Raw genomic sequence first — 14,807 nt, 5'->3', positions numbered from 1 at the left:
TTCTAGAAAGAAGTCCGCCCTTTGACTTCATTGGGGAAAGGTTATTTGACCTCGAGGGGCTAGGCGCTGAAGCTAGACAAAAAGAAAATCGCATAAATAAGAAATCCCGTCTGCCGGTCGTCAACGGCAGACGGGATTTCTTTATGGGAAAATGGGTAAATGGATAAAAAAGCTTGAATTCGTGAAGAAAATAGCTAAATTGACGAACAACGCGCCCGCAACGTGAACAAAATCTCCAAAATGACAAACACTTCCTATCAAAAAATCAGCTCTTTCTCTTGAAATTAAATAGGGTATGGGGTATTATAAAGATAAGCTTGATATACCCCGCTAGGTAAAAGGAGGAATTACTTTATGTTTTTTCGTTCTTATTTCGATGAAAAATTAGCTCAATATTCTTATATGGTGGCTTGTCAAAAAACAGGGGAAGCAATTGTGATCGACCCGGCACGTGACATTACACCTTACGTTGAAACAGCGAGAAAAGAAGGGTTCCAGTTGACGGCGGCAGCTGAAACGCACATTCATGCGGACTTTGTTTCGGGAGCGCGCCAGCTGGCAAACGATTATGGAGTGACCTTATATTTATCAGATGAAGGTGACGAGAATTGGAAATATCAGTACACGGACAATCTTTCTGCCAAACTTGTGAAAGACGGCGATGTTTTTATGATTGGAAATGTGGAATTTAAAGTAATGCATACTCCCGGACATACTCCGGAAAGTATTTCCTTCATTTTAACGGACAAAGGCGGTGGTTCAGAGGAGCCGATGGGGATTTTTACTGGTGACTTTGTGTTCGTGGGTGACGTCGGACGCCCGGATTTGCTGGAAAAAGCCGCTGGAGTAAAAGGAACGGCTGATTCCGGAGCTTCGCAAATGTTTGATTCTGTCCAAAAGTTTAAGCAGCTGCCGGATTACTTAATCGTCTGGCCGGGCCATGGTGCCGGAAGTGCCTGCGGTAAATCGCTTGGTGCAGTGCCGATCTCAACTGTCGGCTATGAAAAAGCCAACAATTGGGCACTGAAAGAAGAAAGCAAAGAAGAATTCCAAAAAGAGTTGCTGAAAGACCAGCCGGAACCGCCTAAATACTTTGCGGTCATGAAAAAAGTAAATAAAATTGGCCCGAGTGTGCTGGCGAATGAAACGATTCCTTACGAGGAAAGCTTGGACGGCTTGGAAAAGTATTTAAATCAAGACGATGTGATTGTCATTGACACGAGAAATGGCAGCGAGTTTGCCCAGGGACATATTGAAGGAACGATCAATTTGCCTTATACAAAAATTTTCACGAACTGGGCCGGGTGGATTCTTGATTATGACAAAAAACTCGTTATCATTGCGGAGAAAGAACAGACACATGATATCCAGCATTCACTTGAATCGATCGGTCTTGATAAAATTGCAGCTTTTGCGAGCCCACGTGTTGTAAGTGAAGTTCCTTCGCTCGAAAAGTATGCAAACATTGACGTCAAGCAATTAAAAGCCCAATATGAAAAAGATGATGTGTATGTCATTGATATCCGCCAGCAGCAAGAATGGGAGGCGGGTCATATTCCAACAGCTCACCACCATATGCTCGGTTATTTGGAAGAAGCAGTGGACAGTTTGCCGAAGGACAAAAAAATCATCGTTCATTGCCAATCCGGCGCCCGTTCTGCTATCGGCACGAGCTTGCTGCAAGCGAATGGATTCAAAAACATTGAAAACTTGGCGAGCGGCTTTGCCGGCTGGAAAAAAGAAAACGGGCCAATTGAAAAAGCATAACAAGGAGGAATAAAAATGAATCAAGTAACAGTTTACTCAACAAACACATGCCCTTACTGCGATATGATGAAAAACTTTTTAAATGAACAGAGCATTCCATTTACAGAAGTAAATGTCCAGCAAGACCGTGAAGCTGCACAGCGCCTCGTGGAAACGACAGGCCAGATGGGTGTGCCGCAAACGGAAATTAACGGACAGTGGATTCTTGGCTTTGACCCGGATGCTGTTATGACGTTAATTAAATAATTCTTTGATGCCAGGCGTATTGCCTGGCATCTTTCCGTCAGCCAAAACTTGGAGCAGTGCCTCCGTGCCAACATTGAGCACGAAGAACAGACAGATACACTTGTGAAAGAAGCGGTTGATCTTTTAGTAAAGAGCCGTTAATTTTTTTGAGAGGTAACATACCCCTGTCCGTAAAGGGAGATAAATAATGTCTATAATTTTTTATATATTGCTAGCTTTATTTGTTTTTATCGCTATTAAAAATATGCTGCCGGCCGCAGGAATTCGGAATACAACAGCTGCTGAGCTGAAGAAGGAAATGAGAAAAAAAGATAAACAATGGATCGATGTCCGGACACCGGCAGAATTTAAAGCTGGTCACATTAATGGTTTTAAAAATATTCCACTGCAGCAGCTGTCTGCCCGGATGAATGAACTGGACTCTAAGAAAGAAGTCGTTGTCATGTGCCAAAGCGGCATGCGCAGTCAAAAGGCAGCTCGCTTATTAAAGAAAAAAGGATTCACGAATATTACGAATGTAGCTGGTGGTATTAGCACATGGAACTAAAAAATAGGAAAGGGGAGAAGAAGCGATGGATTGGTCGATAGGATGGATGGCGACAGTATTTTTAATCGGCTTTGCCGGCTCCTTTTTATCAGGAATGGTTGGGGTCGGCGGGGCGATTATTAATTATCCGCTGCTTTTATATATCCCGCCGCTGCTGGGATTTGCCGCTTTTAGCGCTCATGAAGTGGCGGGCATCAGTGCTGTGCAAGTGTTTTTTGCGACGATTGCTGGTGTATGGGCGTACCGGAAAAGTGATTACTTAAATAAAACATTAATTGTGTATATGGGGGCTGCTGCGCTGGCGGGCAGCTTTATCGGCGGATTCGGCTCAGAAAATATGACAGAGTCGACGGTGAATGTTGTATACGGCCTTTTAGCCGCTCTTGCTGCTGTGATGATGTTCGTGCCAAAGGAAAGTTTGGATAACCGGTTAATGGAGGATGTGACATTTAATAAATGGCTGGCCGTCACTCTCTCTTTCATCGCAGGAATCGGAGCCGGGGTTGTCGGAGCCGGCGGCGCGTTTTTGCTCGTGCCGATCATGCTCGTTATGTTAAAAATCCCGACGAGAATGACGATTGCCAGCTCGCTTGCTATTACAGTTCTTTCTTCGATCGGTTCCGCGGGAGGAAAGCTGCTGACTGGACAGGTGCTGTTTATGCCGGCGCTGATTGTAATCATTGCAAGCCTCATTGCTTCTCCGCTCGGTGCGAAAGCCGGACAGAAGGTGAATACGAAGCTGCTGCAATGGCTGCTTGCTGTTCTAATTGCCGCTACGGCGATTAAAATCTGGATCGATATTATCCTTTAGAAAAAAAGCCTTTCCGGTGAACGGATCGGCTTTTTTTGTGGGAAAAAGTGAAAATGAAAAAATGCAGAACGTATGTGCGCTTATTAATAGCAAGCCGGGTTTCATTTATGCTAAAATGGGAAGTATGATTACTAACATTGGAAATCGGAACAAGCTTTAACCGGATCTTTTTTAAGTGAAAGAGTGAGTATATTTGTAAGAGGAGCAGGGGGTTGGAAGGTGAAAAACGAATTTGAAATTTTTTCAAAGTATAGTCCACAAGGGGACCAGCCGGGGGCGATTGCCGAGCTCGTTGCCGGTATAAAAGAAGGGAAAAAACATCAGACGCTGCTCGGTGCGACCGGAACAGGAAAAACATTTACTATGTCTAACGTGATTAAAGAAGTGAAAAAGCCGACACTCGTGATTGCTCACAATAAGACGCTCGCCGGCCAGTTGTACAGCGAGTTTAAAGAGTTTTTTCCGAACAATGCGGTGGAATATTTCGTCAGCTATTATGACTATTACCAGCCGGAAGCGTACGTGCCGCAGACGGATACTTTTATAGAGAAAGACGCGAGTATTAACGATGAAATAGATAAGCTGCGCCACTCCGCTACGTCTTCTTTGTTTGAGCGGGATGATGTCATTATTATTGCCAGTGTGTCTTGTATTTACGGCTTAGGTTCTCCAGAAGAATATCGCGATCTTGTCATTTCGTTGCGGACCGGCATGGAAATTGAACGCAATCAGCTGTTGCGCAAACTCGTAGATGTACAGTATGAGCGGAATGATATTGATTTTAAGCGCGGAACGTTTCGTGTGCGCGGCGACGTCGTAGAGATTTTCCCGGCGTCCCGAGATGAACGCTGCATCCGCGTTGAATTTTTTGGAGATGAAATTGATCGGATTCGCGAAGTGGATGCATTGACTGGGGAAATTACGGGCGAACGTGAACATGTGGCTATTTTTCCGGCGTCCCACTTCGTTACACGTGAGGAAAAAATGAAAATCGCCATTGACAACATTGAAAAAGAGCTGGAAGAACAGCTCCCGATTTTACATGCGGAAAATAAATTGCTCGAAGCACAGCGGCTGGAACAACGGACGCGCTATGACCTGGAAATGATGAGGGAAATGGGCTTTTGCTCGGGAATTGAAAACTATTCGCGCCATTTAACACTGCGAGCTCCTGGAGCCACACCATACACACTCCTCGACTATTTTCCGGATGATTTTTTAATCGTCGTCGATGAGTCACACGTAACGCTTCCGCAAATCCGCGGCATGTACAACGGGGACCAGGCGCGCAAGCAAGTGCTTGTCGATCACGGATTCCGCCTGCCGTCTGCAAAAGATAACCGTCCGTTGAAATTTGAAGAATTTGAAGACCACGTCCATCAAATTGTATACGTATCCGCGACACCGGGTCCCTATGAAATGGAGCATACGCCGCACATGACTCAGCAAATCATTCGTCCGACCGGCCTGCTTGACCCGACAGTGGACATCCGTCCGATTGAAGGGCAGATAGATGATCTGTTGAACGAAATTAATGAACGGGCTGCCCGGAATGAACGGGTGCTTGTGACGACGTTAACGAAAAAGATGTCAGAAGACTTAACCGACTATTTGAAGGAGATTGGCGTAAAAGTCCAATACCTCCATTCGGAAATTAAAACGCTTGAGCGGATTGAAATTATCCGCGATCTCCGTCTCGGCAAATATGATGTGCTTATCGGTATCAACTTGCTGAGGGAAGGGCTTGATATTCCTGAAGTGTCGCTCGTGGCCATATTGGATGCAGATAAAGAAGGATTCCTTCGTTCCGAGCGCTCGCTGATTCAAACGATGGGCCGGGCTGCGCGTAATGCCGGCGGCCACGTTATTATGTACGCAGATAAAATGACGGATTCAATGACGAAAGCGCTCGATGAAACGAAACGGCGCCGGACGATTCAGCAGGAATACAATGAAAAGCACGGAATTACTCCACAAACCATTCAGAAAGATATCCGCAATGTGATTCGGGCGACACATGCGGCGGAGGAAATGGAAAGCTACGAAGCTTCTGTAACGAAGAAGAAGATGACTGTCCAAGAACGAAACCGCTTGATCGCAAGTCTTGAAAGCGAAATGAAAGCGGCAGCCAAAGCGCTTGATTTTGAGCTGGCTGCTCAGCTTCGCGATGCATTGTTAGAGTTGAAATCGGAAGGATGACTTTTATATGGGAATAGATAAAATTACCGTAAAAGGAGCAAGAGCGCACAATTTAAAAGACATTGATGTCACGATTCCACGGGATAAGCTCGTCGTTGTGACGGGCTTGTCCGGTTCCGGAAAATCATCGCTTGCGTTCGATACGATTTATGCGGAAGGGCAGCGGCGCTACGTAGAGTCGTTGTCTGCTTATGCCCGCCAGTTTCTCGGGCAGATGGACAAACCGGACGTTGATGCCATTGAAGGCTTGTCTCCGGCCATTTCCATTGATCAAAAAACGACGAGCCGGAATCCGCGTTCGACAGTCGGTACCGTAACGGAGATTTACGACTACGTCCGGCTGTTATTTGCCCGTGTCGGCCGCCCGATCTGTCCGGTCCATGGCATTGAAATTACGTCGCAGACGATTGAACAAATGGTCGACCGCATTATGCAGTATGAAGAACGGACAAAGCTGCAAGTACTCTCGCCGATCGTTTCCGGCCGTAAAGGCACGCATGCCAAAGTGTTCGAAGACATTAAGCGTCAAGGCTATGTCCGCGTACGTGTAGACGGGGAAATGAGAGAAATAGAAGAAGAGATAGAGCTTGAAAAAAACAAAAAACATTCCATTGAAGTCGTTATTGACCGTGTTGTCGTCAAAGAAGGCGTCGAGCCCCGGCTGGCGGATTCACTTGAAGCGGCCTTAAGGCTCGGGGAAGGCAATGTCATTATCGACGTCATCGGCCAGGAAGAACTGCTATTTTCAGAACACCATGCCTGCCCGCACTGCGGCTTTTCGATCGGAGAGCTGGAGCCGCGCATGTTTTCTTTTAACAGTCCGTACGGCGCTTGCCCGACGTGTGACGGCCTTGGTTCGAAATTGAAGGTGGATATTGAGCTCGTCATCCCGAACCCGGATTTAAGTTTAAAAGAACATGCAATCGCTCCGTGGGAACCAACTAGCTCGCAATATTACCCGCAGCTTTTAGAATCCGTATGCCGTCATTACGGCATTAAAATGGACGTGCCCGTTAAAGACTTGCCGAAAGAACAACTCGATAAGATTTTGTATGGGTCCGGGCGGGAACGCATTCATTTCCGCTATGAAAACGACTTTGGCCAAATTCGGGAAAACAACATTGTGTTTGAAGGTGTCATTAGCAATGTCGAACGCCGGTACAAGGAAACGAGCTCAGACTATATCCGGGAGCAAATGGAGAAATATATGGGGCAGCAAAAGTGCCCGACGTGTAAAGGGTACCGCTTAAAAAAAGAAAGCCTGGCAGTAAAAGTTAATGAATTGCACATAAGTGAAGTGACTGACTTTTCGATTGAAGAAGCAGAACAATTTTTTGCCGGCTTATCGCTGACCGAAAAAGAAATGCAAATTGCCCAAATGATCTTGCGGGAAATTCAGGAACGTCTCGGCTTTTTAATTAATGTCGGTCTCGACTATTTAACACTGAGCCGCTCGGCAGGCACGCTGTCGGGCGGAGAAGCGCAGCGGATTCGTCTGGCGACTCAAATCGGCTCCCGGCTGACAGGAGTTCTTTACATTCTTGATGAGCCGTCGATCGGTCTGCACCAGCGCGATAATGACCGTCTCATTCAGACGCTGCAAAATATGCGCGACATCGGCAATACACTCATTGTCGTCGAACATGATGAAGACACGATGATGGCTGCTGACTATTTAATCGATGTCGGGCCGGGTGCGGGCGTTCACGGCGGCGAAATCGTCTCCGCCGGCACGCCGCAGGAAGTAATGAGCGACCCGGCGTCATTGACCGGTCAATACTTATCAGGTGAAAAATTCATTCCGCTGCCGGCAGAGCGCCGCAAGCCGGATGGCCGCTGGGTGGAAGTAACGGGAGCGAAAGAAAACAACTTGCGGAACGTAAAAGCGAAATTTCCGCTTGGGATGTTTATTGCTGTCACAGGGGTGTCTGGTTCAGGGAAAAGTACATTGATTAATGACATTCTTCATAAAAGGCTTGCTCAGAAACTGCATCGTTCCAAGCAAAAGCCGGGCAAGCATGGAAATGTAAAAGGAATCGAGCATCTTGATAAAGTCATTGATATCGATCAGTCTCCAATCGGCCGGACGCCGAGATCGAATCCGGCTACTTACACCGGAGTGTTTGACGATATCCGTGATGTGTATGCAACGACAAATGAAGCGAAAGTGCGCGGCTATAAAAAAGGCCGGTTTAGCTTTAACGTAAAAGGCGGCCGCTGCGAAGCATGCCGCGGCGATGGAATTATAAAAATAGAAATGCACTTTTTACCGGATGTGTACGTGCCTTGTGAAGTGTGCCACGGCAAGCGCTACAATCGCGAAACGCTTGAAGTGAAATATAAAGGCCATAATATTGCTGACGTCCTTGCTATGACAGTGGAAGATGCGCTCGAATTTTTTGAAAACATACCTAAAATTAAGCGCAAGCTGCAAACAATTGCGGACGTGGGGCTTGGCTATATTAAACTTGGCCAGCCGGCGACGACGCTTTCTGGAGGGGAAGCACAGCGCGTGAAGCTCGCATCTGAACTTCACCGCCGCTCTACAGGCCGTTCGTTTTACATTTTGGATGAACCGACGACCGGTTTGCACGTCGATGATATTGCCCGCCTGCTAAATGTGCTGCAGCGTTTAGTGGAAAATGGTGACACCGTGCTCGTCATTGAGCACAACCTTGACGTAATCAAAACCGCTGATTACATTGTTGATCTCGGTCCTGAAGGCGGGGACAAAGGCGGCACCATTGTCGCGGCCGGCACACCGGAAGATGTGGCAAAAGCAGAAGATTCATACACCGGACATTATTTGAATAAAGTGTTAGTACGTGAACGGGAAAGGGCACAGAAAGTGAACAATTAAGATGGATGAAACTTTTTTACCGCTTCTTCGTAAATATAGATAGAAAGCCAATTCTTAATGAATGGAGTGCCTCGAATGAACGAAGAGAAAAAAAGAATTTTGGAAATGGTAGAAGCAGGCTTAATTACAGCAAGCGAAGCATTAACGCTGCTGGAGGCGCTTGAAAAAGAACCTGGCCAAAATGTCCGTAAAGAACGCAGAGACAACTTTTTTGATGAACTCGTCAATCTTGGTCAAAAATTAAGCGGCAGCGGACAAAAACAAAGCGGGGAATCAAGCGGCTCCGCTCATCAGCCGAAGGATAAGCTGTTTCAATTTGTACAGTCGACTGTACAAAAACTGAAGGACTTTGATTTTCCGCTTGGAAAAACCGTTGAATTCTCACACGTCTTTCAAGAAAGCGAATTTTCTCCACAACGCATTAAAGCCGAAACGGCGAGCGGCAACTTTACAATTCAGCCTTGGCAGGAAAATGGTGTGAAAGCGGAGTGTCACGTGAAAATGTACGGTGCGGATAATGAAGATGAAGCGCGTGAAGCGTTCATCAAGAATAGCGTCTTTTATGCGCGCGAAGATAAATTCTCATTTTCTGTCGGCTTAAAACTGATGAAAGTGGATACGATTCTTTACGTGCCGGAAGCCGCTGTCAATGATATTTCAGTGAAACTGTTCAACGGTTCATTCAGTATGCGTGATATGGACGTGCAGACGCTTGAAGTGAAAACAGCGAACGGCAAAATTGAAGTGAAAAAGTCAAAAGTAGCCGAATTTGAAGGTGAAACAGGCAACGGCCAAATTTATTTTATCGATTGTGAAGGAAAAAAAGTAGAAGCGAGTTCATTCAACGGAGCGGTTCATGTCGTCGGCTCTGTCGGCTATACAGACATTAAGTCATTTAACGGCAATGTGCTGTGCGACTTAAAATCAGATACAGCTCATACCGTAAAGGCACAGGCCGTCACTGGGCATATCGAAATATACGTGCCAGAACATCTGGCGATGAAAGGTGTACTGCGCACAAACCTCGGCTCGCTGCAGCTCCCTGAGACAGGCATGAAAAGAGTGACAGAAAAAGAAGAAGTGGTTCAAAAGCTTGTCCGCTTCGAAAGTGAAAAAGAAGCGCTCGAGCAAGTGACAATCGAAGCAGAGACGAAAACAGGATCAGTTTCCATTAAAACAACGGCTTTACACAAGAACAGCAGCAATGAAGACATTGAAAAGCCTTCGATTTTTGAAGGTGAGTGAATCAGATGAAGTGGCTGATCGGCATTTTTGTTAATGCGATTTTGTTCATTGCCATTTCCGGTTATTTCGAAGGACTCTTCGTGAACAGCTTTCTGTCGGCCGTCATAGCCAGTTTCATCTTATCAATACTGAATATGATCGTCCGGCCGCTGCTTATTCTTTTCACACTGCCCATTACTTTTTTGACGCTTGGCCTATTCCTGTTTGTCATTAACGCTTTAACGCTAATGCTGACAGACAGCATCATGGGCGGTGCGTTTGACATTTCCGGCTTTGGCATGGCGCTGTTGATGGCGGTAATGATGGCGCTTGTGAATCTTGTTTTGCAATTAACTGTGTTTCAAAAGAAGTAGCACTTTTTTGCATCCTGGAAAACTAGGATGCTTTTTCCTATTTTAGCAGACCGGCAGCTGATAAAGACTTTCTACCGCTTCAGCAATCGCCTTGGCACAGAGCTCGCGGTAAGAAAGAGTCCGCAGCAGCCGCGCTTCTTCAAGGTTTGTCATAAAGCCCGCTTCTATGAGCACAGCGGACATGGCTGTTTTGCGCAGCACATAGAAGTCAGCTGTTTTCACCCCGCGGTTTTTGCGGCCGGTGAGCTGGATGAGACGGTGCTGAATCGCCTTTGCCAGCGCTTCTGCCTGCTTTGGACGCGACGTATGTATAAATGTTTCAATGCCGTTTGCGCTGTTCCACCCGCTGCCGTAAGCATTGGCGTGAATTGATAAAAATAGATCGGCTTTCCAGTTGTTTGCTTGTGAAACTCTTTTCGCGAGCGGCACATCTTCATGATCTGAGTGAGTGAAGAACACAGCTGCTCCCTTTGATTCCAATTTCTTTTTAGTAAAGATAGCAACATCCCGGTTGAACTCAAATTCCTTCATGCCATCAGGTGTTCTTTTTCCAGGCGTTGTGTATCCGTGACCAGCATCAATAATGATTTTCATATGTTTTTCCTCCTGATTATTTTTTCACTTTATATATACCGCTAAAGAGAGGAAAAGGACACTTTTAATGATTTTGAGATGAAATTTCCAATCTTCATTTTAATTAAGCGGTGTGAAAATGTTACAATAGATGAATATTGCCTTTAGAGGAGGAAGAATAGTGGCTAAAGTGCGCACAACAGATTTACTGGAAAACTTGGATTTAGAACTCATTAGCGGCGAAGACGGACTCCACCGCCCGATTACTACGAGTGATCTTTCCCGCCCGGGGCTTGAGCTCGCCGGCTTTTTTGATTATTATCCGAAAGAGCGGGTGCAGTTGCTTGGAATGACAGAGCTGACCTTTTTTGAAAAGCTGCATCCGGAAGAGAAGAAAACGAGAATGGAAAGGCTTTGTGATGATATAACACCGGCCATTGTGATTGCGCGCGGTCTAGAAGTGCCGGAAGAGTTAATCGAATCTTCCGAACGCCATGCCGTCCCTGTCATGAGATCGAAGCTGACGACAACGAGACTTTCAAGCAAGCTGACGAGTTATTTAGAGAAAATGCTCGCACCGACAACGGCGGTCCATGGAGTACTCGTTGATATTTATGGAGTGGGCGTGCTCATTACTGGACAAAGCGGCGTCGGTAAAAGTGAAGCGGCGCTTGATCTCGTCAAAAGAGGGCATCGCCTCGTAGCCGATGACTGTGTGGAAATCCGCCAGGAAGATAACGATACGCTTGTCGGCAGCTCGCCGGAATTAATTGAACATTTGCTGGAAATTCGCGGTCTCGGTATCATTAATGTAATGACTCTGTTCGGAGCCGGCGCCATTAGAGGATCGAAGAGAATTACGCTTAATGTCCATCTAGAACTTTGGGATTCTAAAAAGCAGTACGACCGGCTTGGCATTGAAGAAGATAAAATGCAAATTATTGATTCAGAAATTACGAAAATCACCGTACCGGTGCGCCCGGGCCGAAACTTGGCTGTTATTATTGAAGTAGCGGCGATGAACTTCCGTCTAAAGCGGCTCGGAGTCAACACGGCGCAAGAATTTACTGATAAACTGGCCAGTGTCATTAATGAACGCGACCCTGAGCAAATGTAAGTAAGAACTGCCGGCAGAAAGGGGAAAAAGTATGGAAGGTTATCCGTTGGACCCGATTGCCATAGCGATCGGACCATTCCAGGTACACTGGTACGGTTTGATTATCGGCTTCGGCATTGCACTTGGCTTTTACTTGGCTGCGAAAGAAGGCGAGCGGCTCGGTTTGGAGAAAGACACGTTCGCTGACTTATTAATTTGGGCGATTCCAATCGCCATTCTTTCTGCACGTCTTTATTACGTTATATTTCAGTGGGAATACTACTCCCAGCATCCAGGAGATATTATTAAAATCTGGAATGGCGGCATTGCGATCCACGGGGCTTTAATTGGCGCAGTCGTTACCGCCATTATTTTCTCGAAAGTGAAAAATATTTCTTTTTGGAAACTAGCCGACATCGCCGCACCAAGCTTGATTTTAGGGCAGGCCATCGGCCGTTGGGGCAACTTTATGAACCAGGAAGCGCACGGCGGGGAAGTAACGCGTTCCTTTTTAGAAAACTTATATTTGCCTGAGTTTATCATTAACCAAATGTATATTGACGGACACTATTACCACCCGACTTTTTTGTATGAATCCATTTGGAATTTGCTCGGTTTCATCTTGCTTTTAAGCCTAAGAAAAGTGAACTTGAAACGGGGCGAACTGTTTTTATCATACGTCATCTGGTATTCAATCGGCCGCTTCTTTATTGAAGGATTACGAACAGACAGCTTGATGCTGACAGATTCATTGCGGATCGCCCAAGTGATTTCACTTGTTTTGCTGGCGGCAGCCATCGCCGTATGGATGATCCGGCGCAACCAAAAAGCCGAGCCGCTGCCTTACAACAGCTTAGTGAATGAAAAATAACATAAGGGAGCGGGGGAGAAACTGATGTGGGGAACATTAAAAAATGGTTTGCTTTCGGGGGTTAAAACAACATGGACGCTCGGAAAAATTATTTTTCCAGTCACATTGATCGTGACGCTGCTGCAATATACTCCTGTCTTGCCGTGGCTGATGGATGTCATTAGCCCGGTCATGCGGATCTTCGGATTGTCGGGTGACGCCTCCATTCCGCTCGTGCTCGGTAATTTTTTAAATATATATGCGGGCATCGGGGCCATATTATCCCTCGATTTGACCGTAAAAGAAGTGTTTATTCTTGCTGTTATGATGTCTTTTTCGCATAACTTATTTATTGAATCAAGCGTAGCTGTGCGTGTCGGCGTAAAAATGTCCGTCGTGATCGCGGTAAGACTTGGCCTGGCGATCGTGTCAGCGATAGTCATCAATCTCGTATGGCGAGGCGGAAGTGAACTGGCACAATACGGTATGGCACCGCCGCTGCAGGCGGATCCGGATGGCTGGGGCCAAATTTTTATGATGGGTCTTGAGAAAGCGGGCTATGGCGTTATTCAGCTTGCTATCATTGTCATACCGCTTATGCTCGCTATTCAAATTTTAAAAGATTTAAAATGGCTTGACGCTTTTTCACGGTGGATGGCGCCGATTACCCGCATGCTAGGCATGAAAGAAAATACATCCACGACACTCGCCGCAGGATTGCTGTTTGGCCTTGCGTTTGGCTCCGCTGTCATGATTCAAGCGGTGAAAGAAGACGGTGTCAGCCGCCGGGATGTAACGCTTGCGATGATCTTTTTAGTGGCATGCCATGCGGTCGTGGAAGACACACTGGTTTTCGTGCCGCTCGGCATTACCGGGCTGCCATTGCTTGCTTTATTTTTGATCCGGCTAATTACGGCCGTTTTATTGACGCTGGCCGTGTCGGCATTATGGAAGCGCACTGAATTCGTCCAAGGAAAGGAAGCAAAACTATCATGACTAAAATAACGACATTACTATTTGACTTAGATGGCACGTTAATTAACACGAATGAATTAATTATTTCTTCGTTTTTGCATACGCTTGATCATTATTTTCCACAATCATATAAGCGGGAAGATGTGTACCCATTCATGGGACCGACGCTTCATGAAACATTTTCAAGCATTGACGAGGAGCGCACAGAGGAAATGGTCGCGCGCTACCGGGCTTTTAATATCGACAATCATGATGCCCTCGTCACGGAATTTGACGGCGTCTTTGAAACGATTCGGACGTTAAAGGAAAATAATTTTAAAATGGCGATCGTTTCTACAAAAATGCGCGACACCGTTATTAAAGGACTTAAACTGACGAATCTGTATCAATTTTTTGATGTCATTGTCGGGCTGGACGATGTTACTCATCCGAAGCCGCATCCTGAGCCGCTGCAAAAAGCATTAGAAGCACTCGGTTCCAAGCCGGAAGAAGCCATCATGATCGGTGACAATTACCATGACATTGACGGCGGGAAAAATGCCGGTACATTAACAGCCGGTGTAGCCTGGTCAATTAAAGGAAAAGAGTTTTTGCAAACGTTCCACCCAGATTTCATGCTTGATACGATGCCTGAATTGCTCGATATTGTGAAAGTTGGAGCGGCGGAAAAGTGAGAAAGACGAAACGGTATAAAACGGAAGGAGCGAATTCGCTCTGGAACATTTATAAAACCGTCTCGTTTTGGAAAACGTTTAAAAATACAGCAGTCATTGAAATTGGCCGCTTTATCCCTTTTATGAAAGTGAAAAATGGAATGTACCGCTCACTTTTAGGCATGAAAATCGGTGAACAAACTGCACTTGCTTACAAGGTCGTGCCGGATATTATGTTTCCGGAGCTTATTTCCATCGGCCGGAACACAATTATCGGCTACAATACGGTCATTCTCGCCCACGAATATTTAATCGAAGAATACCGTCTTGGTGAAGTCATGATCGGCGACAACGTCATGATCGGCGCCAACAGTACGATTCTTCCAGGAGTGACGATCGGCGACGGCGCCATCGTTTCCGCTGCAACGCTCGTCCACCGCGACGTCCCGCCCGGCGCCTTCGCCGGCGGCAACCCGATGCAAATAAAAGAGAAACAATAAAGCCTTTTAAGCTTGGGACTGACCCCCGTTTTTGAGACAGGGATCAAAACACCTTTTAAGCAGCCAGTTGCCGGTATTGTACCGGCGACTGGCTGTTTAGTTTCGTTTGAATACGGGTATTGTTATAATAAT

Annotated in this window: 15 protein-coding genes and 1 pseudogene; 14 read left to right on the top strand and 2 right to left on the bottom strand. The window is 46.2% G+C overall.

Features of this window, described 5'->3' with window-relative positions:
* The first annotated feature begins 354 nt into the window (after positions 1-354).
* The 9 genes and pseudogenes from F9802_RS09775 to F9802_RS09735 all read left to right on the top strand — a co-directional run bounded on the left by F9802_RS09775 (position 355) and on the right by F9802_RS09735 (position 10,028).
* Positions 355-1,767 (top strand): MBL fold metallo-hydrolase, encoded by a 1,413-nt coding sequence (locus tag F9802_RS09775; RefSeq protein ID WP_152151412.1) that lies wholly within the window; start codon positions 355-357, stop codon positions 1,765-1,767.
* Positions 1,768-1,782: 15 nt separating this feature from the next.
* Positions 1,783-2,013, top strand: a complete 231-nt coding sequence (locus F9802_RS09770; protein ID WP_152151410.1) for a glutaredoxin family protein — start codon at positions 1,783-1,785, stop codon at positions 2,011-2,013.
* A gap of 36 nt (positions 2,014-2,049) precedes the next feature.
* Positions 2,050-2,154, top strand: a pseudogene (locus F9802_RS19935) (metal-sensitive transcriptional regulator); the annotation flags it as partial.
* Positions 2,155-2,200: 46 nt separating this feature from the next.
* Positions 2,201-2,560, top strand: coding sequence for a rhodanese-like domain-containing protein (locus F9802_RS09760; protein WP_152151409.1), 360 nt, complete (start codon positions 2,201-2,203; stop codon positions 2,558-2,560).
* Between the two features lie 25 nt (positions 2,561-2,585).
* A complete protein-coding gene (locus tag F9802_RS09755) occupies positions 2,586-3,371 on the top strand; it encodes a sulfite exporter TauE/SafE family protein (protein ID WP_152151407.1) in 786 nt (261 codons plus the stop codon).
* A gap of 219 nt (positions 3,372-3,590) precedes the next feature.
* Positions 3,591-5,570 carry an excinuclease ABC subunit UvrB gene (gene uvrB / locus F9802_RS09750; protein WP_152151405.1) on the top strand — a complete coding sequence of 660 codons (1,980 nt, stop codon included), beginning with the start codon at positions 3,591-3,593 and terminating at the stop codon, positions 5,568-5,570.
* Positions 5,571-5,577: 7 nt separating this feature from the next.
* Positions 5,578-8,430, top strand: coding sequence for an excinuclease ABC subunit UvrA (gene uvrA / locus F9802_RS09745; RefSeq protein WP_152151403.1), 2,853 nt, complete (start codon positions 5,578-5,580; stop codon positions 8,428-8,430).
* Positions 8,431-8,505: 75 nt separating this feature from the next.
* On the top strand, positions 8,506-9,675 hold the full coding sequence (locus F9802_RS09740) for a DUF4097 family beta strand repeat-containing protein (RefSeq protein WP_191991849.1): 1,170 nt from the start codon (positions 8,506-8,508) through the stop codon (positions 9,673-9,675).
* Between the two features lie 5 nt (positions 9,676-9,680).
* A complete protein-coding gene (locus F9802_RS09735) occupies positions 9,681-10,028 on the top strand; it encodes a phage holin family protein (protein WP_152151399.1) in 348 nt (115 codons plus the stop codon).
* A 42-nt stretch (positions 10,029-10,070) separates the two neighbouring features.
* Here F9802_RS09735 and F9802_RS09730 read toward each other — a convergent pair whose 3' ends face one another.
* Entirely contained in the window at positions 10,071-10,622 is a 552-nt protein-coding gene (locus tag F9802_RS09730; RefSeq protein WP_152151397.1) for an N-acetylmuramoyl-L-alanine amidase, read from the bottom strand.
* 160 nt (positions 10,623-10,782) lie between these two features.
* On the opposite strand from F9802_RS09730, the gene hprK reads away from it, so the two are divergent.
* From hprK to F9802_RS09705, 5 genes are read left to right on the top strand one after another with little or no spacing between them, the layout of a single operon-like run.
* Complete coding sequence (hprK, locus tag F9802_RS09725) at positions 10,783-11,718, top strand: HPr(Ser) kinase/phosphatase (RefSeq protein ID WP_152151395.1); 936 nt, start codon at positions 10,783-10,785, stop codon at positions 11,716-11,718.
* Between the two features lie 31 nt (positions 11,719-11,749).
* A complete protein-coding gene (gene lgt, locus F9802_RS09720) occupies positions 11,750-12,568 on the top strand; it encodes a prolipoprotein diacylglyceryl transferase (RefSeq protein ID WP_152151393.1) in 819 nt (272 codons plus the stop codon).
* A gap of 24 nt (positions 12,569-12,592) precedes the next feature.
* Complete coding sequence (locus F9802_RS09715; protein WP_191991847.1) at positions 12,593-13,543, top strand: nucleoside recognition domain-containing protein; 951 nt, start codon at positions 12,593-12,595, stop codon at positions 13,541-13,543.
* The gene (gene ppaX / locus F9802_RS09710; RefSeq protein WP_152151389.1) at positions 13,540-14,196 is read left to right on the top strand and encodes a pyrophosphatase PpaX; all 657 of its coding nucleotides are present in this window, start codon (positions 13,540-13,542) and stop codon (positions 14,194-14,196) included. Before F9802_RS09715 ends, ppaX begins: the two co-directional genes overlap by 4 nt.
* Positions 14,193-14,675 carry an acyltransferase gene (locus tag F9802_RS09705; RefSeq protein WP_152151387.1) on the top strand — a complete coding sequence of 161 codons (483 nt, stop codon included), beginning with the start codon at positions 14,193-14,195 and terminating at the stop codon, positions 14,673-14,675. Before ppaX ends, F9802_RS09705 begins: the two co-directional genes overlap by 4 nt.
* Before the next feature lie 55 nt (positions 14,676-14,730).
* On the opposite strand, the gene F9802_RS20245 is transcribed toward F9802_RS09705, so the two are convergent.
* Positions 14,731-14,787 (bottom strand): hypothetical protein, encoded by a 57-nt coding sequence (locus tag F9802_RS20245; protein WP_404799162.1) that lies wholly within the window; start codon positions 14,785-14,787, stop codon positions 14,731-14,733.
* Between the last annotated feature and the right edge of the window lie 20 nt (positions 14,788-14,807).

It is taken from the genome of Bacillus aerolatus (assembly GCF_009183655.1).
In the GTDB taxonomy this organism is placed as follows: Bacteria; Bacillota; Bacilli; order Bacillales; family Domibacillaceae; genus Pseudobacillus; species Pseudobacillus aerolatus.
This window is presented reverse-complemented; position numbering and strand designations above follow the sequence as displayed.

Excerpts from the sequence above, each read along its gene's own strand:
- F9802_RS09775 (WP_152151412.1), top strand. The coding sequence starts at position 355 with ATGTTTTTTCGTTCTTATTTCGATGAAAAATTAGCTCAATATTCTTAT.
- F9802_RS09770 (WP_152151410.1), top strand. The coding sequence starts at position 1,783 with ATGAATCAAGTAACAGTTTACTCAACAAACACATGCCCTTACTGCGAT.
- F9802_RS09760 (WP_152151409.1), top strand. The coding sequence starts at position 2,201 with ATGTCTATAATTTTTTATATATTGCTAGCTTTATTTGTTTTTATCGCT.
- F9802_RS09755 (WP_152151407.1), top strand. The coding sequence starts at position 2,586 with ATGGATTGGTCGATAGGATGGATGGCGACAGTATTTTTAATCGGCTTT.
- uvrA (WP_152151403.1), top strand. The coding sequence starts at position 5,578 with ATGGGAATAGATAAAATTACCGTAAAAGGAGCAAGAGCGCACAATTTA.
- F9802_RS09740 (WP_191991849.1), top strand. The coding sequence starts at position 8,506 with ATGAACGAAGAGAAAAAAAGAATTTTGGAAATGGTAGAAGCAGGCTTA.
- F9802_RS09735 (WP_152151399.1), top strand. The coding sequence starts at position 9,681 with ATGAAGTGGCTGATCGGCATTTTTGTTAATGCGATTTTGTTCATTGCC.
- F9802_RS09730 (WP_152151397.1), bottom strand. The coding sequence starts at position 10,622 with ATGAAAATCATTATTGATGCTGGTCACGGATACACAACGCCTGGAAAA.
- lgt (WP_152151393.1), top strand. The coding sequence starts at position 11,750 with ATGGAAGGTTATCCGTTGGACCCGATTGCCATAGCGATCGGACCATTC.
- F9802_RS09715 (WP_191991847.1), top strand. The coding sequence starts at position 12,593 with ATGTGGGGAACATTAAAAAATGGTTTGCTTTCGGGGGTTAAAACAACA.
- ppaX (WP_152151389.1), top strand. The coding sequence starts at position 13,540 with ATGACTAAAATAACGACATTACTATTTGACTTAGATGGCACGTTAATT.